This window comes from Streptomyces sp. NPDC001339 (genome assembly GCF_042895955.1).
Classification (GTDB): Bacteria; Actinomycetota; Actinomycetes; order Streptomycetales; family Streptomycetaceae; genus Streptomyces.
In genome coordinates this window covers 473222-497530 of sequence record NZ_JBIAWT010000002.1, presented here as the reverse complement: position 1 = coordinate 497530, position 24309 = coordinate 473222, and the positions used below count along the sequence as shown (strand labels likewise).

20 protein-coding genes and 1 tRNA gene are annotated in these 24309 nt (G+C 70.0%); 7 read left to right on the top strand and 14 right to left on the bottom strand.

The window, feature by feature from the left end; all coding sequences use genetic code 11:
- The first annotated feature begins 18 nt into the window (after window positions 1-18).
- The 3 genes from ACFY12_RS07420 (at window position 19) to ACFY12_RS07410 (ending at window position 3510) form a co-directional block, all read left to right on the top strand.
- Window positions 19-1212 carry a CaiB/BaiF CoA transferase family protein gene (locus ACFY12_RS07420; protein ID WP_390714774.1) on the top strand — a complete coding sequence of 398 codons (1194 nt, stop codon included), beginning with the start codon at window positions 19-21 and terminating at the stop codon, window positions 1210-1212.
- A 64-nt stretch (window positions 1213-1276) separates the two neighbouring features.
- A complete protein-coding gene (locus ACFY12_RS07415; protein WP_390714773.1) occupies window positions 1277-2449 on the top strand; it encodes an acyl-CoA dehydrogenase family protein in 1173 nt (390 codons plus the stop codon).
- Window positions 2446-3510, top strand: a complete 1065-nt coding sequence (locus tag ACFY12_RS07410) for an acyl-CoA dehydrogenase family protein (RefSeq protein WP_390714772.1) — start codon at window positions 2446-2448, stop codon at window positions 3508-3510. Before ACFY12_RS07415 ends, ACFY12_RS07410 begins: the two co-directional genes overlap by 4 nt.
- Window positions 3511-3838: 328 nt before the next feature.
- Here ACFY12_RS07410 and ACFY12_RS07405 read toward each other — a convergent pair whose 3' ends face one another.
- The 13 genes from ACFY12_RS07405 to ACFY12_RS07345 form a co-directional block, all read right to left on the bottom strand.
- Window positions 3839-4789, bottom strand: coding sequence for a helix-turn-helix domain-containing protein (locus tag ACFY12_RS07405; RefSeq protein WP_390714771.1), 951 nt, complete (start codon window positions 4787-4789; stop codon window positions 3839-3841).
- 382 nt (window positions 4790-5171) lie between these two features.
- Complete coding sequence (locus tag ACFY12_RS07400) at window positions 5172-6092, bottom strand: extensin (protein WP_390714770.1); 921 nt, start codon at window positions 6090-6092, stop codon at window positions 5172-5174.
- Window positions 6089-7027, bottom strand: a complete 939-nt coding sequence (locus ACFY12_RS07395) for an NlpC/P60 family protein (RefSeq protein ID WP_390714769.1) — start codon at window positions 7025-7027, stop codon at window positions 6089-6091. The genes ACFY12_RS07400 and ACFY12_RS07395 overlap by 4 nt, the downstream gene beginning before the upstream one ends.
- Window positions 7024-8010 carry a replication-relaxation family protein gene (locus ACFY12_RS07390; protein ID WP_390714768.1) on the bottom strand — a complete coding sequence of 329 codons (987 nt, stop codon included), beginning with the start codon at window positions 8008-8010 and terminating at the stop codon, window positions 7024-7026. The genes ACFY12_RS07395 and ACFY12_RS07390 overlap by 4 nt, the downstream gene beginning before the upstream one ends.
- A gap of 47 nt (window positions 8011-8057) precedes the next feature.
- Window positions 8058-10466 carry a type IV secretion system DNA-binding domain-containing protein gene (locus ACFY12_RS07385; protein WP_390714767.1) on the bottom strand — a complete coding sequence of 803 codons (2409 nt, stop codon included), beginning with the start codon at window positions 10464-10466 and terminating at the stop codon, window positions 8058-8060.
- Window positions 10463-12328 carry a VirB4 family type IV secretion system protein gene (locus tag ACFY12_RS07380; RefSeq protein ID WP_390714766.1) on the bottom strand — a complete coding sequence of 622 codons (1866 nt, stop codon included), beginning with the start codon at window positions 12326-12328 and terminating at the stop codon, window positions 10463-10465. Before ACFY12_RS07380 ends, ACFY12_RS07385 begins: the two co-directional genes overlap by 4 nt.
- The gene (locus tag ACFY12_RS07375) at window positions 12328-13275 is read right to left on the bottom strand and encodes a PrgI family protein (RefSeq protein ID WP_390714765.1); all 948 of its coding nucleotides are present in this window, start codon (window positions 13273-13275) and stop codon (window positions 12328-12330) included. Before ACFY12_RS07375 ends, ACFY12_RS07380 begins: the two co-directional genes overlap by 1 nt.
- Before the next feature lie 4 nt (window positions 13276-13279).
- Window positions 13280-14917, bottom strand: a complete 1638-nt coding sequence (locus tag ACFY12_RS07370) for a hypothetical protein (protein ID WP_390714764.1) — start codon at window positions 14915-14917, stop codon at window positions 13280-13282.
- Between the two features lie 311 nt (window positions 14918-15228).
- Window positions 15229-15612, bottom strand: a complete 384-nt coding sequence (locus tag ACFY12_RS07365) for a pilin (RefSeq protein ID WP_390714763.1) — start codon at window positions 15610-15612, stop codon at window positions 15229-15231.
- 352 nt (window positions 15613-15964) lie between these two features.
- Window positions 15965-16792 carry a hypothetical protein gene (locus ACFY12_RS07360; protein WP_390714762.1) on the bottom strand — a complete coding sequence of 276 codons (828 nt, stop codon included), beginning with the start codon at window positions 16790-16792 and terminating at the stop codon, window positions 15965-15967.
- Between the two features lie 274 nt (window positions 16793-17066).
- Window positions 17067-17801, bottom strand: a complete 735-nt coding sequence (locus tag ACFY12_RS07355) for an alpha/beta hydrolase (protein ID WP_390714761.1) — start codon at window positions 17799-17801, stop codon at window positions 17067-17069.
- A 490-nt stretch (window positions 17802-18291) separates the two neighbouring features.
- On the bottom strand, window positions 18292-19458 hold the full coding sequence (locus ACFY12_RS07350) for an IS630 family transposase (RefSeq protein ID WP_390714760.1): 1167 nt from the start codon (window positions 19456-19458) through the stop codon (window positions 18292-18294).
- Window positions 19459-19549: 91 nt separating this feature from the next.
- Window positions 19550-19765, bottom strand: a complete 216-nt coding sequence (locus tag ACFY12_RS07345; protein WP_390714759.1) for a hypothetical protein — start codon at window positions 19763-19765, stop codon at window positions 19550-19552.
- A gap of 446 nt (window positions 19766-20211) precedes the next feature.
- On the opposite strand from ACFY12_RS07345, the gene ACFY12_RS07340 reads away from it, so the two are divergent.
- From ACFY12_RS07340 to ACFY12_RS07325, 4 genes are all read left to right on the top strand, one after another.
- Window positions 20212-20874, top strand: coding sequence for a hypothetical protein (locus tag ACFY12_RS07340; protein ID WP_390714758.1), 663 nt, complete (start codon window positions 20212-20214; stop codon window positions 20872-20874).
- 12 nt (window positions 20875-20886) lie between these two features.
- A complete protein-coding gene (locus ACFY12_RS07335) occupies window positions 20887-21810 on the top strand; it encodes a TRM11 family SAM-dependent methyltransferase (protein ID WP_390714757.1) in 924 nt (307 codons plus the stop codon).
- Between the two features lie 411 nt (window positions 21811-22221).
- Window positions 22222-22467 carry a hypothetical protein gene (locus ACFY12_RS07330; RefSeq protein ID WP_390714756.1) on the top strand — a complete coding sequence of 82 codons (246 nt, stop codon included), beginning with the start codon at window positions 22222-22224 and terminating at the stop codon, window positions 22465-22467.
- A gap of 76 nt (window positions 22468-22543) precedes the next feature.
- Window positions 22544-24217 (top strand): recombinase family protein, encoded by a 1674-nt coding sequence (locus ACFY12_RS07325; RefSeq protein ID WP_390714755.1) that lies wholly within the window; start codon window positions 22544-22546, stop codon window positions 24215-24217.
- On the opposite strand, the gene ACFY12_RS07320 is transcribed toward ACFY12_RS07325, so the two are convergent.
- A tRNA-Leu gene (locus tag ACFY12_RS07320) sits at window positions 24199-24283 on the bottom strand. The two genes, ACFY12_RS07325 and ACFY12_RS07320, sit on opposite strands and share 19 nt — an antisense overlap.
- Window positions 24284-24309 lie beyond the last annotated feature (26 nt).

Below are 24309 nucleotides of genomic sequence, written 5' to 3'. Positions count from 1 at the left end.
CCCAGGAGGCACCGGAAGATGTCCGGGAAAGCGAACAGCCCGTCCGGCCACGGACTCCTCGCCGGAGTCCGCGTCATCGAACTGGCCAGCGTGATCATGGCCCCGTACGCCGCCCAGCAACTCGGCGACCTGGGCGCGGACGTGATCAAGGTCGAACCGCCCACGGGCGACATGACGCGCCACTACCCGCCACGGCGCCACCCCGGCATGGGCGGCCCGGCACTCAACCTGAACCGCAACAAGCGCAGCGCCGCCATCGACCTCAAGGCCCCGCACGGCCGCGACGCCCTGCTCGCCCTGCTGCGCACCGCCGACGTCTTCATCACCAACCTGCGCCCGCAGGCCCTGGAGAAGCTCCGCCTCGGCTACGACGACGTCGAGGCCGCCAACCCCGGCTTGATCTACGCCAACGCCCAGGGCTTCCGCAGCGACAGCCGCTACGGCACGCACGCCGCCTACGACGACATCATCCAAGCGGCCAGTGGCCTGGTCTGGCTCAACCACAAGGTCTCCGGCCACCCGCACTACGTACCCACCGTGCTGGCCGACAAGATCTGCGGCATGCAGATCGCCCAGTCGGTCCTGGCCGCGCTGCACTACCGGGAGCACGGCGGCACCGGACAGCACATCGAGGTCCCGATGGCCGACACCATGCTCGCCTTCAACCTGGTCGAGCACCTGGGAGCGGCCGCCCTGGAGACCGACGGGGAGTTCGGCTCGGCCCGCTCGCTCAGCCCGCAGCGCCGAGCCCTGCGCACCGCCGACGGCTGGATGTGCATCCTGCCGCACAGCGACCGCAACTGGAGGGACTTCACCGCCTTCGTCAGCCGCCCGGAACTGGCCGCCGACCCGCGCTTCTCCACCGGCCCCGACCGGGCCTGCAACGCCAACCAGCTCTATCCACTGCTCGCGGAACTGGCACCACGCCATACAAATGCCGAATGGCAGGAGTTCTGCGACCGAGCGGGCATCGCCGCCGCCCCCGTCCTCGACCTGGAATCCGCCGCCACCACCGCCTACGCCCGGGAAGGCGGCCTGCTGCGCGACGCCGAGCACCCCACCGAGGGTCCCTACCGGGTCATCGGCCGCCCCGTCCGCTACTCGGCCGACCCCGAGCCGGAGCTGCGGCCATGCCCGCGCATCGGCCAGCACACCGACGAGGTCCTCCGCGAAGCCGGCTTCGAACCTTCCCTGCTGCACATCGCGGCTTGACCGGATTCCCGTTACCGAAAAGACATCCGCACCACCCATCCATCAATCCGGGAGCGAATGAACCATGTCGCCTTCTACGCTCGCACCGATCGCGTTCCCCGACGTCACGTTGCCCGAATCGGCCCGTCGGCTCCGCACCGGGGTCCGCGCCTTTCTCGACGAGGAGCATGCCCGCGGCACCGTGCTCGGCCGCCCCGACTCCTGGCTGGCCGGCTGGGATCCCGGCTTCAGCCGCCGCCTCGCCGAGCGCGGCTGGGTCGGCATGGCTCTGCCCACCGAGTACGGTGGCGCGGGCCGCGGCTTCCTGGAGCGCTATGTGGTGATCGAGGAACTGCTCGCCGCCGGCGCCCCGGTCAGCGCCCACTGGGTCTCCGACCGGCAGGCGGGACCCTCGATCCTCCAGCACGGCACCGAGGAGCAGCGCCGCTTCTTCCTGCCGAGGATCGCCGCCGGGCAGTGCTTCTTCTCCATCGGCATGAGCGAGAAGTCCAGCGGCTCCGACCTCGCCTCGGTCGCCACCCGTGCCGACCGCACCGCTGACGGCTGGCGGTTGACCGGCACCAAGATGTGGACCGGCGGCGCCCACGTCAACGACTACGCCATCGTGCTGGCCCGCACCGACGACACCGAGGACAAGCACGCCGGCCTCAGCCAGTTCCTCGTCGACCTGCGCGCGCCGGGCGTACGGGTCGAGCCGATCCTGCTGATGAGCGGCGAGCACCGGTTCAACGCCTTGCACCTCGAAGGCGTCGACGTCCCCGACGGCATGCTGCTCGGACAGCAGGGAGACGGCTGGAAGCAGGTCACCGGCGAACTCGCCTTCGAACGCAGCGGCCCGGAACGCTACCTGTCCACCTTCCCCCTGCTGATCTCCCTCCTCCGCGAACTGGAGCAGCGCCCGGCCACGGCCGAACAGCTCACCCAGGTGGGCCTCCTCATCGCCCGCCTGCACAGCATCCGTCGACTGTCCCTCGGCGTGGCCGCGGCCCTGGACGCCGGGACCTCGCCCGACACCCAGGCCGCCCTGGTCAAGGACCTCGGCACCCGCCTGGAGGGCACACTGATCGACACCGTCCGCAGCATCCTGCCAACCCCGGCCGACCCGCACGCCACCCCAGGCAGCCACCCCGAACTGCTCGCCTTCGCCCTGCTGCACAGCCCCGGCTACACGCTGCGCGGCGGCACCAACGAAATCCTTCGCGGCATCATCACTCGTGGACTGGAGCAGCACCGATGAACACCCACACGATCGACACCAGCGCCCCTGTCATCTCCGCCGACCACTACGACACCACCGCCTTCTACGCCGACCCCGATGCCACCGCCACCGTCGCCAACACCACCGCTTCCGACGCCGTGGCTCTCCCCGCCCACGGCGCCTCCACCGCAGAACTCCTCGCCGCCGCCCAGGAAGCAGGACGCCGCGCCGTCCCCGCCCCCCTCGCCGAGACCGCCCTGGTCGCCCGCCCCCTGCTGCGCCGCGTCGGCCTTCCCGTGCCGGACGGCCCGCTCAGCTACGCGATCGCCCCCGACCTGACGATCCGCTACGCACACCCGGCCGCCTCCCCCGTCGGCTCGGCCGGGTGCCTGGGCGACGACGACAACCTGCTAGTCACCGGCACCCTGCGCCGCGTCCCCTGGGCCCGCGCCGCCACCGCGGTGGTCGTCCTGGCCACCGCCCCCTTCGGCCCCGTCCTGTTCGCCCTCACCCCTGACCAGGCCGTCCTCACCCCCGGCGGCAACCTCGCCGAGGAACCCCGCGACGACCTGTACCTCGTCGCCCTTGAGATCCCCGCCTCGCAGGTCCGCCGGATCGCCCCCGAACTGCTCGACGAGGCCCGGCTCCGCGCAGCCCTGGCCCGCTCCGCCCTGATCACCGGAGCCGCCCAACGCTGCGTCGACCTGACGGTCGCCCACACCACCGCCCGCACCCAGTTCGGCCGTCCGCTCAGCCGCTTCCAAGCCGTCAAGCAGGAAGAAGCCCGGCTGATCGAGGAGACCGCCCTGGTCCGCACCGCCGTCCAGGCCGCCGCCCCACTGAACCCCGGCGGCTCGGCCGCACACGTCGCCATCGCCGCCGCCAAGACCCAGGCATCCGCCTCGGCCGCCGAGATCGCGCGCATCGCCCACCAGCTCCACGGCGCCATCGGCATCACCCAGCTCAACCCCCTCCACCTCGCCACCACCCGCCTGTGGTCCTGGCGCGATGAAGACGGTGACGAAACCTACTGGGCACGTCGCCTGGCCCGCCCCCTTACCGCCACCACCCTCTGGCCCGCCCTCACCACCACACCCTGACGCCACGCCCCCACACCCTGCCTCGCCGCCGACCGGCCCAGCCCGGCCGGCGGCCCAGCAGCTCTCCCCTGGCTTTGGGGTGGTGGTGTCACCGAATTCGGCGGGCGGGCCGCGACCGGGACCTCTTTCCCGGAGTACGACAAGTGAACGATGAGACAGGAGTTCGTCTTATCGCGCCGTCCCTTGGGCCGGACACAGGCCACGGTCAATGAGAAAGGGACAGGAGAAATGCGGGCCTACACCAACAGCCCAACGGTGACGAAGGACAAGGGGCCCGGCGCACCCCGCATGATGTGCTGGGTGCGCCCGGCCCAGTGCCGGTGGGCGGCTACTTCGTGTTGTTCACAACGGTGTTGGCGAGTCGGAACATGCGCGGCCGGTCAGTGACCTGCTCGGTGATTCCCTGACTAGCCAGCTTCTCAAGGGCGTTGGCGATGGCACCCGAGGATTTGTCGATGATGCGGCTGATGCGGGTGGCGGTGAATGCTTCGTCGGGGTGTGCGTGGAGGTGGTCGATGACCATCTGCCGGAGTGCTCCCGGTGCGAGCCGCCCGTCCTTGGCCGGTACCGGTTGCGCCGGGGCCGACGTTGCCTCGATGCCTTCGCTCGACGTGGGGGTGTCGTTGGTCTCGCTCTGTGAGCCGTGGTCCTGGCTGTTGTCGCCGTCGGGCTGCTCGGTGTTCTGGGGCGGGTCTACCTGGGGGGTGTCGGCTTCCGGCTCGGTGTAGGAGTTGGTGTTGTTGGCGGGTGTGGTGTTGGAGATGTCGTCGGGCAGGGTGTCCGCGGGCACGTTGGCATCGTCCGTGCTGGTGTGGCCGAGGCTGTCGGGGTCAGGCATCCCGGAGGCGTCGGAGGTGCTGGGCCCGGACGTGTCCTCGCCGCATTCCACGTCATCATCGACCGGCTTTGCGGAGTCGGTGGGAGAGCTTTCCGGCTGCGCGTCGGTGGGCTGTTCGCCGTGTTCTGACATGTCGGAGTTGGTGGCCTCGGGGGCGGATGCTCGGGTTACGGGGTGCCAGAGGTCGGGCATGCGGCGGGGGCCGTCGTGGCCGCCTCGGGTGCGGGTGGCAAGGCCGCGCTTCTCCAGGGCGGCTACGGCTCGTCCGGCGGTGGAGTGGCCGATGCCTGCGATGTGGGCGAGCTCGGCGACGGTGACGGGTTCGGTCAGGCCGAGCAGTTCCGTGTAGACATCGGCGGCTGCGCCGGTCAGACCCGTCAGCGGCTCCGGGGTGGACGTGCTGTCCGAGGTTGGTGTGGTGTCGAGGTTGGTGTCGGACATGTTGGGTCCTCGATTCCCAGTGGGGTGTGGTGGTTGAGGTCCCCGGCCGGGGTGCGGGCCGCGTGGGCGGGCCGCGGTGTTCGCCTGGCGCGAGCGCGGCGCGTTGATCCGGGCGAACGTGGCCGTGTTGAGAGCGAGTTCACGTTGTGGTGAACCCACGGGCTTTCTCGGCCACGACCATGGACGCTCGATGCGGGCGGGAAGTCAAGCGACGCATTTCGCGGGATCGTTCCTGGTCGGAGTGGGTGCCGTGGCTTCCGGGCGGATACGGGATTGCGTCATGTACGGGGCCGGGCCGGTGTGGGGGCCGTGAGTTTGGGAGTGGTCGGTCGGCCGGTCGTTGTCTGGTCGGTGTGGTCGGTCGGAGCGATCGGAGCGGAGTTCATCCGATCGGGGGTGGTCGGTCGGTGGGGCGGTTGTGGAGCTGATGGTGGATGCGGCGGGCGCGGTGAGAGCCGAGGTGCAGTTCGTTGCGGAGGCGCCAGATGCTCGCGGGCTGGCCTGTGGCGGCCCGGAGGGCGTTGTCGAGGGCGACGGCGTGCGGCCATAGGTCGGCGTCTGCCGCCCTCAGGCCGGGTGGCGGTCGGTCAGGGTCGGGCGGTGGGCTGCGGGGCGGCTCTTTGGCCGTGTCGGGCCTGGTGGGGGCCGGGTCGGGGCGGTCGGTCGGGACACAGATCGGGGTGGGGCCGGATGTGTTCTGCGGTGGGGAGTCGGGTGGCGGAGCAGCGCCGGTGGTCGGTTCCCGGTCGGCGTGCTCGTCGCCCGATCTGGGGGTGAGGGCTGTGCGGGGGTCTGGTGGGTCGGTCGGATGGGTGAGGTCGGTCGGTTCGGTCGGACCGGGCTGGTCGGTGAGGTTGGTGTGGTCGAGGAGTTCGGTGAGGGTGCGGCGGTAGGCGGCGATGGTTTCGGTGAGGGTGATCAGGAGGAGGGCGGGGGTGAGGTGGAGGAGGACGGCTGCGGGGTCGGCGTGGTCGGGCCAGCCGATCTGGCCGTCGGGCCAGAGGCTTTCCCATGTGTTTATGAGGGCGGCGGTGGAGCCGGCGCTCCAGCGCAGGGTGGTGGACCAGGCGGGTGGGGTGATTCCCCAGGCGGCAAGGCGTGCGTCGACGTAGAGGACGCCGGCCAGGGCACTTCCGATCATGGGATCGAGGAGGACAGCAATGAAGAGGGGAACATCGCGGCTGGTGGCGAAGCGGGTGACGTTGACCGTGGTGAAGACCAGCGCCAGGACCCCGACGACGCACAGGACCCGGGTCATGGTTCTCAGGAGGCTGATGGCTTCGCGTGCTTCGAGCTGCTTCACCGGTCACCGCCTGCTCGTGCCGCGGGCCTGGTTGCGCCCTGGAAGGACGGGGAGTGGGTGCGCGCCGGGCCTTGGCGGACAACTGCTCCAGAATGTGGGGCGTCGATGGCCTTGCCACTGCCGGTGTAGAGGGTGACGTGGGTGATGTGCCGGGGGCTAGGGCCGAAGAACAGCAGGTCACCCGCGGCGAGGGTGCTGCCGTTCGGGAGGCGGGGGCCGGCGTTGTACTGGGCCTGGGCGGTACGGGGGATAGTGATGCCTGCGGTGCGGTAGGCGGCTTGGGTGAGGCCGGAGCAGTCGAAGCCGCCGTCGGCGGCGCCGTCGCCGCCCCAGACGTAGGGGGTACCGAGCTGGGAGCGGGTGAAGGCAACCGCCTTGGCAGCCGCACTGGTTGAGGCGGAGATGCGGGCTGCGTAGGCGCTGGCGGTCGTGAGTACGTGGCTTACGTAGGCGTGGGAGTGGTTGTAGGCGAAGAGTGCGGCCCACAGGTGTTTGCCGTGCCTGGCGCCGTGGGCGCACAGAAGTCGTGCTGCGGCGTACACGGCATCGATCGGGTCCCACGGTGTGGGGGGTTTCTTCCCGCCGGGCGGTACCGGGTGAGCGTACGCCGTGAAGGTGGACGGGATGAATTGCATCGGCCCTACGGCGCCTGCTGGGGAGGTCATGGTGGGGTGGCGTGCGTGGTTGGTTTCGATCTTGCCGATGGCGGCGAGGGTGGTCCAGGACAGGCCGGGGCACTCGGGGGCGGCGCGCTGGTAGAGGGCGAGTATGCGGGGCGGGATGTCGGTGAGGGCGTGTGCGCTTGGGGAGGCTGCTGCACTGCTGCCCGAGGACGGGCTGCCGAGGGCTGCGGCGATGGTGAGGGCGGCGAGCAGGGGCAGGGCGATGACTGCGCAGCTGATGCCGGTGACCGTCTTGCCGAGCAGAGAGCTCATGATCTGCCCTGTGTGGGCGGGAGGGAGGGGACGGGGAGGGTCAGGGCGGTGTCGGCGTCGGTCGGTTCCAGTCCGGAGGCGGGGCTGAGGTCGGTCCACTGGGCGGCGAGGTGGGCCAGGGTGGTGCGGCGGCCTGCGCGATCCAGTGGTGCCCACCACCGGCCCCAGGGGCTGGTGGTGGTGAAGTCTGCGGAGGCGGTGGCCACGTTCAGGCCCAGCTCGCGAGCGGAGTCGGCGAGGCGTTGGCGTAGGGCTTGGTCGCGGGAGGCTGTGCGGGTGTGGATGAGCAGGGCGGGACGGGTGCTGGTGGCGGTGGTGAAGGCGGCGTAGGCGGCGAGTTTGGCTTCGACGCGGGGCAGGGGCTGGCTGCCGGTGTCGTATTCGAGGAAGAACGGCAGGAGGTGGTCGCCGTCTTGCCAGTGGGCGTAGGCGTCGGGGCGGATGATGTCGCCCCAGCGGCGGGCGGCGGAGCGTTCGGACAGCCACAGCGACAGCCCGGCGTCGGGGGTGGTGCGGGCATGTGCGGCGAGGCGGGTGAGGAAGTCGTTGACGCCGAGGTCGTGGCCGAGGGACGGGGAGTAGGCGATGCGGCCGGTGTTCGTGGGGCGCCAGCCGAGCGCGGAGACGTCCAGGCCGGCATGGGAGGCGAGGACGGCGGCTCCGGCGGGGCCGAGGGTGTAGTGCTCGGGGGCGGTGCCGGATGCGGTCAAGGGGCGGAAGGAGTCGAGGACCGCGTGCTGGTGGAGGCTGCGCAGGCGGCGTTGGGTGGAGCGCTGTGAGGTGTAGGCGAGGCGGGCGATCTGGTGTGTAGTCAGTACGTGGTGTTCGTGGAGCATGCGGACCAGCCACATGTCGCGCGGGGTGAGACGGCGGGAGAGGGTGGCGACGTCCGTGTGCCGAGGGGAGGTGCGGGTGCGGGTGGTGGCGGCCCGGGCGGTGTAGCGGGAGCCGGGGCCGAAGGCGGGGCGAGGGAGTGCGGACATGGCGTTCACCTTCGGGTGGCGGGGGTGAAGGGGCAGGTGGGTGGTGTTCAGGGGCGGGTGGCTGGTCGTGGACTGGTGCGGGCGGCGGCAGCCGTTCGCAGATCTTTGGCGCGGCCGGGGACGGCGGGTGGCAGGGGGCGGGTGGTGAGGGTGAAGGCGGTGGATTCCGCGCCGCCGGTGAGCAGGTGGGCGGCGGCTTGGTAGGGGCCGAGGTGGGCGAGGTCGTGGGCGGCGAGGGTGGGAAGGGTGTGGCGTTCCAACGTGCTGGCGTCCTCCGGGGAGGCGTTGAAGAAGATCTTGTTGCGGGCGTTGGCGGAGATGCCTTCGCGTAGGTCGCGTGGGAGTTGGGCGAGGTGCTGGTGGGCCAGGAGCATGGACAGGCGGTAGCCGCGGGCCTCGGCGAGCATGTCCTCCAGGGGGTAGGGCAAGGTCAGGAAGTTGTGGGCCTCGTCGATGTTGAGCGTGGCGTCGATCCGCCTGTGTTCGGGGGTGCGGGCGCGGGCGGAGGCTGCTTGCCAGGTTCCGGCGACGATGAAGGAGCCCAGCAGCCGGGCAGTCTCCTCCCCGAGCGCGCCCTTGGGCAGGCGGGCCAGCAGGATGCCGCCATTGAGTACGTCGGTGAGGTCGAAGGTGGAGGAGCCGGCGGCAATCGCGCGGCGGGCGAAGTCGCGCAGCAGGAAGGCACGCAGCTTGTTCATCACCGGGCCTACCACCGCTGCCCGCGACGGTTCGGACATCGACTCGTACCAGGCCCAGAAGCCGCGCAGGACGGGGTCGTGGAGGGCTGGGATGATGCGTAGGCGGTAGGCGCTTTCGCCGAGGAGGCGGGGGATGTCGGCGAGGGTGACTTGTTGGCCGGTGCGGCCTTTGTGTTTGAGGAGGGTCAGGCAGGCGGCGCGCATGAGGTCGTCGGTGCGTGGGCCCCAGAAGGCGGTGAAGATCCGGCGGAAGATGCCGGTGATGTTGTCGACGACGACGTCGATGTCGGTGCCGTCGAGGACGTTCAGGCACGGGGGCGTGTGGGGGTCGTCGGGGTCGATGAGGACGAGGCGGTCGGCGCAGGTGTCGGGGAGGCGGTCCAGCAGGTCGGTGACCAGGTCGCCTTTGGGGTCGATGACGATGACGCCACGGTGATGGCGTACGTCATCCAGGGCGAGGTTGGCGATGAGGGTGGACTTGCCGGAGCCGGTCGCGCCCATGACGTGGAGGTGGTGGCGGGCGTCGGCGACCGCGAGACCGACACCGCGGTGGGCGCCGGTGTCAGAGCGGCCGAGGGGTTTGACGCCGTTGCCGGGGGCGGGTTCGGGGATCGGGGGTGGTGGGAGGACGGAGCGGGCACCGGCACGCCGTACGCCCGGAGCGTCCGTCTCGAAGGGGAGGTGGGCGAGAGCGGCGAGTTCCGGGGCCGACAACAGTGTGGTGCGGGAAGAGGAGAAGCGGCGCGCGCTCAGATGAGGTTCGGGGTGGCGCAGGCGGGTGCGGGCGAGGTAGTTGTGGTCGGCGTACAGGCCGAAGGCGGATGCCAGGGCGTGGGCCCGACCCCGTGCCACGTCGTCGGCGCGTTCTTGCTCGGGTGCGCAGGTGGTGGCGTAGGTGAGGACGCAACTCCACTGCGGGCCGGCGAGCTTGGTTGCTGATTGCCGTACGGTGGCGCTGTGTTCGGGGTCCAGTTTGCTGGTGGTGGCAGGCTGGGCGCGGTGGAGGAGCAACGCGGCCAGGGCCGGCAGGCGGGCGGGGGTGTGTCCGGCTTTCAGGTGACGGGCCTGGCGGTGGGCTCGGCGTAGGACCCGGCCTGTGGCCGGGCGGGCCAGGAACTGCACGCATGCTGCTTCGTTCTCGGCCATGCCGGTGGCGGCCTGGAGTAGCGGGCGGAGGGGGTCGGTGGGGTGGTCGGTGCGCAAGGGCAGGACAGCGGGGCGAGCCGGCCTAAGGCGTCCGGCCGTGACCAGCTGCCCTCCCAGGAGGAGGGGTTGGGGTTCGGTGACGTGGGTGTGGGCGCCTGGCCAGGCGGCCTCCACCGCACGCCGCACCAGGCCCAGCGGCACCCCTCCCGGGACCCACAGCTGGATGCGTAGCCCGGTGTGGGTCCAGGCGTATTCGAAGGCGAGGTGGGGCTGGCCGGTGGTGATACGGCGCCACCAGGGACGAAGGAGACCGGACAGCTGCGCCCAGAGCACTTCCCCGCCTTTCGGCGCGACGTGGGGAGGAGCGAGGATCTCCACGCAGCGCGCGCCGTGAGCAAGGCGCTCCTGTCTCCAGTGGTGCAGGCGGCGCCTGAGCGCATAGCCGCCGGTCACCGCGACGCCCACGCACGGGGCGAGCACAGGCGCGTACGTTCCGAGCCAGCTGATCGTCCCTTCGCTGATGTCCGCCCAGAAGCCGCCCGGGTTGGTGAGGAAATCCACCAGCGGCCCGTCTGGCTGCGCCGCGGTGGTGAAGTCGGCGTACGGCTTCATGACGCCCGCCCTTCGGCATCGCCGAGCGTCGCGTTATAGGTGTCCTCGCTGTCGAGGTGCTCTTCGCCTTCGTCAGTGCCTTGGACCGCGAGTTCGCCGGGATCAGTCGTGATCACGTCGTGTTCGCCGGGAGCGGCGACGCTGATCAGGGCGACCTTGTGCCGGCGGTCACCGGTCAACAGCAGCGCCTCGCCGCGGGAGGCGGAGAGAAGGAATGCCCGCTCGCCGTGGCAGAGGTGGAAGTTCTCGTTGATCGTCTCGATGGCTTGAGGTGCCTGGCGGAGCAGGATCTGGGTGGCGGCGTTGGAGACGATGGCCTTGCCCAGGGGTGAGGCGAGGACGTCGTCGGCGTCCTGGGTGACGACCGCCAGTCCGGTCCAGTACTTGCGGGCGGCTTTGGCCATGCGGAACAGGAAGCGGGCTCCGGCGCCGTCGCGCATCAGCAGCCATGCCTCGTCCACCACGACCAGGTGCCGGCCGGTGTCGCTCCGGGAGGTGACTTGCCTCCAGATCGCGTCCAGGGCGAGCAGCATCGCCGGTGCTTTGACCTCCTCGGGCAGGGTGCGGAGTGCGAAGACAACTAGATGGCCGGAGGTGGCAGCGGTGCTGGGGCCGTTGAACATCCGGGCGTGCGAGCCGGAGGTGTACGGGACCATTCGGTCGGCGAGATCCGTCGCAATGTCGCCGCTGTCGTCGGTCAGCACGGTGGCCAGGTCGGCGAGCGTGGGTGGCGTGCGCTGCCAGGTACGGGGGTCCGTGGTGATCCCGGCACGGGTGTACGTAGTGAGGATCGCCCGGTCCAGCGCAGCCTTCTCGGTGGCGGTCACGTCGGTGCCCAGCAGGACAGCGAGGAAGGTGTGAAGGAACAGTACGCGCCGCGTCAGCACGTCCTCTTCGCTGCACGTTGCAGGTGGGAGGTCGAAGGGGTTGAGGCATACGCCGTCGGACCCGAGCCGCACCACACGCCCGCCGACGGTCTCGGCGAGGCGGACGTATTCGTCCTCCGGGTCGATGACTGAGGCGGTGACGCCGGTGAACATCAGCCTGAGCAGTTCGAGTTTGGCGAGGTAGGACTTGCCGGCGCCGGAGCGGGCCAGGGTGATGGAGTTGTAGTTGTCCTGGGCGAAGCGGTCCCACAGAACAGGGGCGCCGGAGACCGCGTTCAACCCGTACAGGACACCTGATGTCTGGCCGTCCGTGCTGGTCTGTGTGGACAGGTCGGGGCTGGTGAAGGGGAAGCACGTGGCGAGGGCGGCGGTGTCGAAGGTCCGGCGGATCTTGAGGGTGTCGAGGCCGAGCGGGAGGGTGGCCAGCCAACCGGGCAGCGCCCTGTAGGTGGTCGGCGCCACCGTCATCAGCAACGACTCGGCGATGGCGCGGACGGCGGCGGCTTGGTCGGCGAGGGTGTCCTCGTCCGGGGCGTGGACGGTGAGGTAGAGGGCGACGTGGAAGAGCTTTCCCTCACCGCGTGCGATGCGGTACGCAAGCTCGGCTGCGTCCGCGGCCGCCGCCTCCACCTCGGGGTCGTCCAGGCGTCCCTTGGAGAATCCGGCGCGGCGGCCGGATTCGAGGCGGGCGCGCTGCTTCTTCAGTCCAGCGGCAGCCACGGGGTTGGGGACGGGCTCGATGTGCAGGGCGATGTCGAGGTGGCCGGGGAAGTTCAACAGGGGGGCGAGCCAGCCGGGGGTGACCTCGGCCGGGTAGCCGGTGACAACCATCGTGGTGGCCATGTGGGCACCAACGGCGAGGGTGCGAGCACGGATCTCGACGGACTCGGGGCCGGACACATCGAGCAGCTCTTTGACACCGGTCACCTGCGGTGCGATGGGGGGACGACGGCGGCCATGCAGGAGTCGGAGCATCACCGGTCACCTTCCGTTCGGTCGTCGCTGTGGGCGGGGGTGTTGGGGTTGCAGGCCGCGCTGACCAGCTCGGCGCTGCGCGGGCCGTCCAGGGGCGTGACGGTGACCTCGGCCGGAGCCAGACCCCGGGCCGCCTCCTCCAGACGCTGGAGCACTCGCCCCTCTCCCGTACCGCCGCGCACATTGCGCCCTGCGGTCTCTTCACGGGCGATCAGCAGGGTCTGCCGGCCCAGAAGGTCTCGGCTCAGCGAGAGATCGGCGAGGAAGTCGGCATGGTCGCGGGCAGCCCGCACCAGGGCTGGGTGGGGCAGTGCCGCGGCGTGGTGGTGGAGGTTGTCGACGAGCGGTGCGAGGTCGATGCGGTGACAGCGCACCAGCAGCTGGGTCGGACCGGTCAGAGAATTGAGCCAACGCGCGAACGCTGCACTCAAGCCCTGTTGTTCGGCCGCCGACCGCAACTCGAAGTTGACCGTCGAACACTCCGCCACAGCCGCCTTCCCGTCGCCGCCGAGATCGAGCACGCCGCCAGGCGTGACGCCGTCATAGGGCATGCGCATCGCGGCGGGAGGCAGCCCGGCACTCTTCGCCCAGCGGGCAGGAACAATGTCCGACAGCGGCGGAACGCCGTCGGGGGCGTGCACGCAGCGCTTGGGGGTGCGGGCATGGCGGAGGGCGGCAGCCAGGAAGCGGTCGAGGCCGATGCCCTCCCGTCGGCCGAGTACGAGCGCGGCCACCGCCCCCGCAATCGGGACCACCAAGGCCGCGTACGAGAGCGTGCCCATGAGGGGGCGCGTGGCCCACCAGCCGCCGTAGAAGACCGCTGCCGCGACGGCGAGGACCGCCGACTGCCGGGCGGTAAACGGGCCCAGAATCCGGTCCGGACGGGAGATGTCCGCAGGGATACGCGTGGCGTAGGGGGCGTCTGTGGCGTCGTCGGGTTCTGTCACGGGTTCATCTCCTGGGCGGTTCGAGGGGGAGTCGCAGTTGCATAGGGCGTGGAGGCCGCAGGCGAATGTGTCTGGTGGGACTGGGGTGGATCGGTTGCCGGGCGGGTGGACGTGGCACTGCGGCGGCACCAGAGCGCGCCGGCAGGGATGTCCAGGCCTGCGGGGGCGCGGGTGTGTGTTCAGTGCGGATCGGAAGCGATGTCTGGGTGGGGCGAGACGGCCCGCCCGGGGTGCGCTCGGCGGGAACAGGCGCGGTGAGCTGCTGTCGCCGGAGGGCCTGGTCGGGCTGGAGCACGGCTCGTGGGCCGTTCGATGCACGGGCGAAGGGAGCGGCAGCCGGACCAGGGCGCCGGAGAACCTGGCCGACAGCGACGCGTCTGGGCGCTGGGCCAGGAGCCGTCGTGACGGCAGGCCTCGCGTTCCTCACGCCGGAGGAGTCCGTCCGGTGTGCTCCACCTACCGCGGGACCACCGGCTGCGCCCCGGCTGTCAGCAGGTCTGGGCGCAGCAGTCGGCCGACCGGCACGACGTCGAGCACCTCCGCCGCGTCCGGGGCCAGGAGCGGGTGGCCCACTGCCACCCCTTCCACCACCGCTGGGCCCGCCGCGTCTGCCTCCTGGCCCGCCACGGCTCGGCCCGAACCCGCCTCCTCCCCCTCTGCCGCCTGCGCCGCCGTTGCGGCGGCGCAGGATGCGGGTTGCGGGCAGGTAGTGGTCCATGAGCCGGTACAGCGCCAGGTGCTTGAGCACCCGCACGGCCGCAGGCGCGTGCGGCTGGTGAGCCGGCGTGCCCCGCAGGACAACCTGCAGTGCCCAGCCGGGAATCTTGAACAGCACCCAGAACAAGCCCAGTCCGGCCAGCAGCGTGCCCAGCTGGTCGGACTTCGGGACCCCCAGCGTCGATGCGCCCGGGGCGAAGAACAGCTTGAGGGCCAGGATGAACGTCACCGACTGGGCGATCTGGATGATCAGACACCCGGCCAGGGCCCGCCACCACAGCCGGGCGACCGGATCGGTTGCGGGGTGGGCGTGGCATGCCAGGGCCAGGGGTGCGCAGACGGCCAGCAGCGCCATCACCGCCACCCGCACCATGAAGCCGATCAGTACCGCCAGGACCAGGGCGATCACCGCAATCGCGAGGATCACCAGATACAGCTTCAGCCCAGCAACCCCGAAGATCGCGAACGGCAGGACGCGTTCAACCATGCCCTGCCCGGAGTCCGCCAGGTCGGTGGCCATGATCGCGTGGGCGAGCGCGTTGGCCAGGCCGATGGCCTTGCCCATCACGGTCAGGGAGGTCGTGGCCGCGACCATCCCCACCAATAGGCGGGGAAGGATCTGTTTGAGGGCGTAGCGGGACTGGACAGTCTCGTAACCCATGATCGTGATGCCGCCCGCCGTGACGAAGAGGACGTAGATTCCGGTGGTGATGGCGAGCATGGCTTTCCATAGCCGTTTGATGTCGGCGTGCCGGGTGACGTCGGGGGTGGCCAGCAGGGTGTCGGCGAGGAACTCGCGGAGCGGCTTCATGATCTGCTCGATCAGCGTGCCGAGGAACGAGGTGATCGCGCCCGTGATCATGCCGGGGATGTCGGTGAGGACATCCCAGCCCGAGGAGGTGTCCTTGACGCACTCCTTTCCCATGGCCTCACACGCCGGAGGCGTGGGCCCGGGAGCCGGCTCCACAGACGGTGACCGTGTCGGTTGTGGTGAGGGGCGGTCTGGAGCGGGCGTCGGACCGGGAGCGGGCTGCGGTGATGCAGGTGGTGTGGGGTGGGAGGGGGTGGGGCCTGGCGCGGGCTGGGGCTCCGGCCTCGGTGGATCCGGGGCCGTCGGCGTCCGAGCCACTGTGTGTACCTCGTGCGCGGAGGCGGGCAGGGCCGATAGCGGCCCCAGGACGAGGATGGCCAAGCCGCACAGGATGAGCACGGTGCGCATGAAGTGTCTGGTGCGGATCACTGCCCGCCTCCGCCGCCTGCACCGACGATGCCCTGGAGCACCGTGACCAGGGCCGGGGCCAGAACTGCCAGTCCGTAGCCGATCGCCGCGGCCTTCAACGCCCGCTTGGCGGCTTCGACTTCCCCCGGATCGCCGCCGGCCATCAGGTAGCGCAGCCCGCCGAAGGTGAGGAACAGTGTGGCGAGCCCGGCCAGGAGGCCGATGATCCAGTTCCGCAGATTCGAAATCACCGCAGGGATGGTCGCGACCGCCCACCCCTGCGACGTGTCGGCCAGCAGGACAAGCAACGCGAGCACGGTGATGAAGCCGAACCGGGCCGTCCAATGGCCCACCCGGCAGATCAGCCGTCGGCCTGTTCGGCGGATCGTTGCGAAGAACACGGACGCCTCCAGCGGCAGCGCAGGGGAAACGGGAAAGCACACAAGACAGGTCGGCGGTGGCGCAGGGCAGGCCGCCGGGTGGGTCGTTGTGCGGTGGGGTGACCACGGATCCCTCTGTCCGGGCCGTCCTCCTTCATGGAGTGGCGGGAACAGGGCTCGGGTGTCAGCACGAGACGGGATGTGCTCACCCCACCGGTGGCAGCAGACGCCGCCAGCGCGACCGTGACGGTGCCTTGCCGGAGTGTCACCGCCGCATCCATGGCGCGGATCCGGCGGTGACCCTCACTTGTAATAGAGACTCAGGGCCGCGAAATTGACATCCGCCGCCGGAAGAGTCTCCGAACAGCCGACATCACCCGTGGTGCAGCCGGTGCCGTAGGTGCGCGGCCAGATGCTGCTCGGCTGCCGCGCGGTGGCGGTAGAGCTGACGGGAACTCATTCCCTGCTCGGTGGCGAGGCGTTGCATCGGCTCACCCTCCAGGCGCGTACGGGCAATCAGCTGCGCCTCGGCGATGGTCACCACACGTGCCCTAACCGCAAGGGCAAGCACTGTGTACTCGTCCGCCGCCTCACCGCTCGCGGCGTCCAGCGCCAGGGCCGGCGATGCGGCCGGGTCACCGCCATGACCAAGACAGCTCAGACTTCTCGCTTCCTCCGGGCCGGTTTCGCGCTGGGCGCGGCGGCGTGCGGCGTAGACCAGGCGATGCACCGCCCGGTCGGCCGCGGTGAACAACTCCCGCCCGACCTCCGGGCCGTCGGTGTCCACGGCGTGCAGGGCGGCGGTTACCGCAGCGAGTGCCTCCTGCTCCACCTCCGCACGCTCCAGGTGATCACAGCGCCCCAGGCGGGCGAGCATCCGGTGCAGCACCGGCACGGTCATGCCGAGGGCCACCGTGTCCCACGGCGCACCAAGCCGCCGGGCACGACGCACTACCTCGCCCCACGTCCGCTCCCGCAGCGCCGGCGACGTACCGGGGTGGGCCAGGCGGGTACGGACCTGATCGACGGGAAGCACGGCCTGCTCCGGCTCCCCGCAGATCAGGTGCGCGGGCAGGGTCAGTGGCTTGGGGGCAGCGGCGAGGGTGAGGAACGACTTCTCCAGCGCCGCCAGCGGCGAACGGCCATCGGACGGTGTGCAGACGGGGGCAGGTGCGCGGTGGTGGGAAGGGTGGTGGTGCATGTGCAGCTCCTTGCGGGAGTGGCGGACAACGTTCGCCGCACCCCTGTCACCACCCCGAGCCACCGCCGGACCACCCGCGCACCACCCCCGCACCCCAGCCGAACCACTGGCCCGGACCGTACGATGACGCCCCGTCAACCCTCATCCATGACCTGCACCGTTGCTGCACCCGCGCGGCCAGAATCGAACACAGAATTCTTATGCGGCAGACCCCGAGCCTGCCGCGCCATTTCCCCAGTGGCTCGCTGATGGCTCACGAGTGGATCTGGCGGCCTCACTTCAGATGCCGGGTGAAGAACTGGTCCGCGGCGTCTCCCGCGAACTGTGGGACGCCGGTGTGCCCGCCCATGTTGGCGTGCAGCGTCTTCTCCTTGGAGCCGAAGGCGTCGAAGAGGTCCAGGGCCGCCTGCCGGTCGTTCCCTTCGTCGTCCCACTGCAGCAGGACGTGCAGCGGAATCGTGACCTGGCGGGCCTCCTCGAACATGGCGCGAGGCACGAAACTCCCGGCGAAGAAACCGGCGGCCACGATGCGCGGCTCGACCACCGCCAGCCGGATGCCGATGGAGATCACTCCCCCCGAGTACCCGACCGGGCCACCGAGCTCGGGCAGCGACAGGAGGGCGTCCAGGGCGGCCTGCCACTCCGGGACCGACTTTTCGACGAGCGGGAGGACGAGGGCGTCGATGATCTCGTCGCTGACCGGCTCGCCGGCTTCCCTAGCCCGGCGCAGGTCGGCGCGTGCCTGCTCAGCGGCGGCCCAACGGGGCCGGCTACCACTCCCGGGGAGTTCGATGGTGGCCGTGGCAAAGCCCTCCGCCGCGGCGTGCTTGGCCCGGGCCACCAGTCGGGGGTACATCTTGCGCAGCCCGAGGGGAGGGTGGCCGAGCAGGATCAGCGGGACCGGTGCGGACGCGGACGCGGGTGACCACAGGATGCCGGGGATCTCGCCCAGGGTGAATTCGCGCTCGAGGACGCCGCCGTCGAGGCGCTGTTCGGAAGTGAAGTGCATGGTCGTGCCTTTCGGGAGGGCTCAAAAACGGCGCTCCCGGACGACCTACCGCCCGACCGTGACCCCAGAGGAGAGCACCCATGTGAATAGTTCACGGGTACCACCTCCTCGTTCTCTCGCACGGCCTCCGGGAAAGTAGCAGTGGTCGTCGTGGTCCGCCAACGGTTTCTGCGGAGACTCCGTGGCCGGGTGCCACGGAGTCACTCACCCAAAGGCCAAGGCCGTGCAGTCAAGGGCTTCGGGCCAGCCTGGTCACGGTGTGGTGCAGACCGTGATGTAGGAAGCAGAGCCCTGTCAAGGACGGTTGGCCCGGGCCTGGTACAGCTGCGACGATGCCGCCGCCATGAGCCTCCGTGGTGGGCCGGGCGCGCCCCGGGCTCTCGTTCACCACGTACCTCCGCCACCACCCTTTGACATCGAAGTAAGTCCACCCAGATCAGCTGATTGCGGTGGACTAAGTGGTCGGCGCCGTAAGTCCTTCGGGGGTTGATCATGCCGTGAGTGCGACGGAGGATTGTTCTGGGCGATCGGCGGTGTGCCGGTCGAGCCTGGCCAGCAGATCGTCCAGGTCGGAGGTGGTGAACTTCCACTGGAATGGCTGTGCCGTGGCGTTGTAGCGGTCTTCGAAGGTCCGGAGCCGGTCCCCGACCTCGCTGAGGTCGGTGAAGTCGTTGGGCGAGACTACCTTGCGCTGCACGACGGAGAAGTAGATCTCCACCTGGTTCAACCAGGAGGCGTGCACGGGGGTGTGGACCATCACGGCGTTCGGGAACGCCGTGATCAGCCGGTCGGCGGCCTTCTGCCCGCGGTGGGAGGAGCCGTTGTCGACGATCCAAAACACGCGTTTTGCGCTGGCGTAGGGCTCGGTGCTCATGACCTGGGTGACCAAGGCCATGAACGGGCCGATGCCGGTCCTGGGCTCGGTGCGGCCGAACACCCTGGCGTGGTGGACGTCGTAGGCGGCCAGGTAGGCCAGGGCACCGCCCCTCCCGTAGGTGTGGCTCACGCGCATCGCGCGGGCCTTGCCGGGGGCGAGGGTGGGGTGGCAGCGGCAGCGGGCCTGGATAGATGTCTTCTCGTCCGCGCTGATCACGTACTCGTCCTCCCCGAGCGCCCGGCCCTGCCAGGCGCGGGCGTACAAGTCCAGCACCCGGGTGGCCTTCAGCCGGAAGCCGGGGTCGGTGATGAAGATCCAGGAGCGGTGCTGCCAGGGCTTGATCGCGTCCTGGGCCAGCCAGCGGCGCACGGTAGACGCCGACACGAACGTGGCGATGCCGCGCTGGGCCGCCTCGCGGGCCAGTTCCGGGGACGACCAGCGTGAGACCGGCACCCCGGTCTCGGCGGGCAGCCGGCAGGCCAGCGCCTTCACCTCGGCGGCCTGCAGCGGTGTGAACGAGGCAGGACGGCCGCAGCGCTGACGGTCCTTGAGGCCGGACAGGCCCGCCTCGGCGAACCGGCCACGCCAGCGGCGCACGGTGTCCAGGTGCAGCCCCGTCTCCCGGGCAATGCGCGCGTTGGAGCGTCCGCGCGCGGCGTGCAGCACCACATCTGCACGCACCCGCAGCCGGTGCTCGGTCTTGTGGCCGTAGGCCATCTTCTTCAACCGCACCCGTTCGGCGGCACTCAGGGCTATCGGACAGGCAGTACGGACGGGCATGGCGGGCGAACCGATCGGCCGAAGTGGATCACTGGCAAGCCGCAGCCTGCCCCGCCCGCCGTAAAAGGGGAACAAAACCTCGGCGAACTGCTCAGGAGTCAGATCGATCGCCCAGCACCGCTCGGGCCACGTCTACCGCATAAGGGCTGATCACACCCTCATCGTCCCCCGCTGCTGCATCCTCAAGCCACTCCGCGAGCGGACCACGCAGTTCGATGTCCGCACGACGGTTCCCCTGCCGCAACGACTCAACGGCACGCTGGAGCAGCTCAGCCAGAGCCTCATCGGACTCGATGCGATACGTCATGTCCCCAGAATTCCAGACCCACCGGACTACGGGCTGGACTTCAAGCAAGCTGACCAGCCAACCCACATGACCGACTCCGCAGTCAACCCCCGAAGGACTTACGGCGCCGACCACTAAGTTGATTGTCAAAGGACAGTGGCACCGCCGATACGCCATTCGGTATCGAACAGAGAAAAAAATTTCCGCCCCGGCGATCGCGCGTCCCGAGGCTCCGCGGCACTGGCTCGGTACTGGCTCGCTGGTGGCTCGACAGTGGCTCACCCGGGGGTTGAACTGGGAAAACTGCCCGATCATGATTGCCCGCTGGCGCGGCGCAGATACAGATCTTCGGCCAGTTCGCCGATTCGAACGCGCTCGGCAACCATGTCAAAATCGCCCGGCCGATTCTCTATTACTTCACGTCAGCACCAGACGGATTCGATCCTTCTTCCCGGGCCCACCAGCCCATGACCACCACTCCCCACAGCCCCTCGCCCACTGCCCGGCCTCGCGCCCCCCGGCCCTTGCCGACCACGATCTGGCTCCCGGCCCCCGACGAATCACATGCTGCACCCGCTCCCGGCACTGTCCTTCCCGACTGGGCGATCGAGCGGATCCGGACCGTGTTCACCACCCGGCCCGGACACCGGCCCGCGCCCCTGCTGAAGATCTCCGTACGGGACACCGAGCCGGGCATGGACGCCCGGACCCCGGTCATCACCTACAGCGACGGCACGCCCAGCAGGCTCTCGATGCTGCTCGCCGAACTCCACCCCAACGCTCTCCCGGACCCCACCGACAATCCACCCTGCGGTGTCAGTGAGATGCCCGGGGCCATGGAGGACGGCTGGCCGGGCTTCTTCCACCGCGCCCACCGCCTCCTGCCCGCCGACGGACTGCTCCTGCTGGCCACCCGTCAGCGCCGGGACGAAGGCATCCTCACCGACCCGCTCGGCTCCCTCATCGCCTGCGCCCGCACCGCCGGGTTCCGGTACCTGCAACACGTCATCGTCGCGCACGCCCACCCCGCCGACGACCGCCTCATCCCCACCCCGCCCCCGGACGCCAGCCCAGGTGTCGCACACAGTGACCTGGTCACCCTTTCCGCCATCCACCACACCGGCGCCTGAAGGAGTCCGCTCGTGTCGCATCCCCTCTCGGTGTGGAACACCGCCCCCACCTCCGCCCCGGCCAAGCGCAAAGGCCGCTACGCCCCAGGCTCAGCGGCCCATCCGGCAAAGATGCACCCCGGCATCGCCGCCCACGCCATCCGCACCTACACCCAGCCCGGCGACCTGGTCCTGGACCCGATGTGCGGCATCGGCACCACCCTCGTCGAAGCCCTCCACCTCGGCCGCAACGCCCTCGGCATCGAATACGAACCCCAGTGGGCCACCCTCGCCTCACTCAACGCCCGCACCGCCGCACAAGAGAGTGGCGCGAGCGCCGGCGTCATCCGTTGCGGCGACGCCCGCCACCTCACCGACCTCGCCCCCGCCGACGCCCGCGGCGAGGTGGCTCTCGTCGTCACCTCACCCCCGTACGGTCCGAGCGTCCACGGACAAGTCCGCTCCTCCCGGGAGACCGGCGAACGCGGGGTGGTGAAGAAGGACTTCCGCTACGGTCACGACCCCGCCAACCTCGCCCATGTCTCCACCGCCCACCTCCTGGAGGCGTTCACCGAAATCCTCGCCCAGTGCCGCACCATGCTCCGCCCCGGCGGCACCGTCGTCGTCACCACCCGCCCCTGGCGCGAGCACGGCGAACTCATCGACCTGCCCTCCGCCGTCCTCGCCGCAGGCAAGACCGCCGGGCTCACCCCTTCCGAACGGTGCGTCGCCCTCCTCGCCGGCATCCGCAACGGCCGCCTGGTCACCCGCCCGTCGTTCTTCCAGATGAAGAACGTCCGCGACGCCCGCCGCCAGGGCATCCCCCTCTCGGTCGTCCAGCACGAGGATGTCCTGATTTTCACCAAATTCGGACGGCGCGCCACACCGGCGCAACCACGAGAGCACAGGCTGCTCAACACGGCGGCCTTCCGGTCCCGCACCTGTGGCCGAAGCTAGTTCCCTCCATCGGCCCTGCGGTTGTAGGAACAGGCGGCTTGGGTCTCCGTGCCCAGGCCGCCGGGGACCGACACTCTGGATTCCCCCTCCCGCCACCGCGCCAGTTGAACACGCTCGCGTGCACCCCGTCCGGCTGCCTTCCCGCCCCTGCCCGGCCGATTTCGCGGAGCCGGGCACGGGTGGCTCGGCGGTGGCTCGCAGGTGGCCCGTTGGCCGATTGACCTGGCCATATACCGCGTTCCCCTCGGCACTGGAACCCACCGGCCCGCCGACTCAGGACCATGCGAAACCAGTTGGCGGCAGCAGCCAAGACGTGCTGCTGAACCCCCGTCACCTTCCCTCAGCACCAGCCGGATTCCCCACCCGCTGCGGGCACCCACCACTGGTGCCCACGACCTCCTCCCTCACCTCATGAGCCCACATCCCCGGAACGATGCGCCGCCCGACGGCTTCCGCGTCGTCATCACCCCGCCCACACCCGAACTGAACCTGCCCGCCGCCGCGACCCTGCTGCGCATCCTGATCCGCCACGCCACCCGAGCACACCCCCACGCCCCAGCAACAGGCCCCAGAGCAGCTGGCGCTCTGCCCCGACCCGAGCTATCCGTGGACGACCACGTCCACCACCAGCAGAAGGAACACGACCGTGTCAGATGATGACCTTCCCCTCCCATGGCTACACCCTCAGCCCCACGACACGTCACCGACTCCCTCCCCCCTGTCCTGCAGAGGCTTGACGTTCGCCTTCTACGGCCGGGTCTCCACCGAGGACCAGCAAGACCCCGAAGCCTCCCGCCTATGGCAACTGGGCCGCGCCACCTCCCTGATCGAACCGCTTGGCGGCGAGATCGTCACCGAGTACTTCGACATCGGCCACACCCGCGCGCTGCCCTGGAAACGCCGCCCCCACGCCTCCGCGCTCCTGGCCGCACTGGCCGATGCGCAGCGCGGCTTCGACGCGGTCGTGATCGGTGAGCCCCAGCGTGCCTTCTTCGGCAGCCAGTTCGGCAACACCTTCCCGCTCTTCGCCCACTACGGCGTGCCGCTGTGGGTTCCCGAGGTCGGCGGACCGATCGACCCGGACAATGAGGCCCACGACCTGATCATGTCCGTCTTCGGCGGCATGTCCAAGGGCGAACGCAACCGCATCAAGGTCCGCGTACACGCCGCCATGGCCTCCCAGGCCCTGACGGAAGGCCGCTTCCTCGGCGGCCGTCCCCCTTACGGCTACCGGCTCGCCGACCTCGGCCCCCACCCCAACCCCTCCAAAGCCGCCGACGGCAAACGCCTCCACGGCCTCGAACCCGACCCCGACACCGCCCCCATTGTGGTCCGCATCTTCACCGAATACCTCCGCGGGCTGGGCATCTTCGCCATCGCCGAAGGGCTCACCCGCGACAACATCCCCAGCCCCTCCGCCCACGACCCGGCCCGCAACCCGCACCGCGACACCCGCGCCTGGGCCAAAACCGCCGTCCGCGCCATCCTGGCCAACCCCCGCTACACCGGCCGCCAAATCTGGAACCGCCAGCACAAGTACGAGTCGCTCCTCGACATCGCTGACGTATCCCTCGGCTACACCACCGCGATGCGCTGGAACCCCCAGAACAAGTGGATCATCTCCAAGAAAATCGTCCACACTCCCCTGGTCGACGACGAGACCTTCGCCGATGCCCAGGACATCCTGGGCTCCCGCACGCGCACCGGCCCCGCCCACGGCGTCAAACGGACCCGCAACACCTACGTCCTGCGCGGCGCCCTCATCCACGCCCTCTGTCAGCGCAAGATGCAGGGGCACTGGTCGCACGACCAGGCGTACTACCGCTGCCGCTACGCCACCGAGTACGCGCTGGCCAACCACGTGCACCACCCGCGCAACGTCTACCTGCGTGAGAGCTGGGTTCTGCCCCCGCTCGACGACTGGCTCGGCAAGGTGTTCCTGCCGCATCGTCTCGACGACACCATCGACCTCATGGCAGCCGGAGCAGCCCCCACTCAGGACACCGCCGCAGCTCAGGCCGCCCGCGCGCGGATCGCCGACTGTGATGCCAAGCTCGCCACTCACCGCGCCGCGCTCGAAGCCGGTGCCGACCCCGCCCTGATCAGCAAGTGGACCGCCGAGACCCAGGCTCGCCGGGCCCGCGCCGAAGCCGAGCTGCGCACTGCCACCAAAGGCCCGAGCGGGCGGATGTCCCGTGACGAGATCGCCCGCCTCGTCCGGTCCGTCAGCGATCTTGCTGCCGTCATCCGGCAGGCCGAACCCGAGGACAAAGCCGAGATCTACCAGCAGCTGGGCCTCCGGCTCACCTACGACTGCGGAAAACACAAAGTGCTGGCTGAGATGAATCTCAACCAGCACTCTCCGGCTACCTGTGGGCTACCAGTCGGTGTCCGAGGGGGGACTTGAACCCCCACGCCCGATAAAGGGCACTAGCACCTCAAGCTAGCGCGTCTGCCATTCCGCCACCCGGACTAGGTGTGATCTTCGCGGGGTGTTCC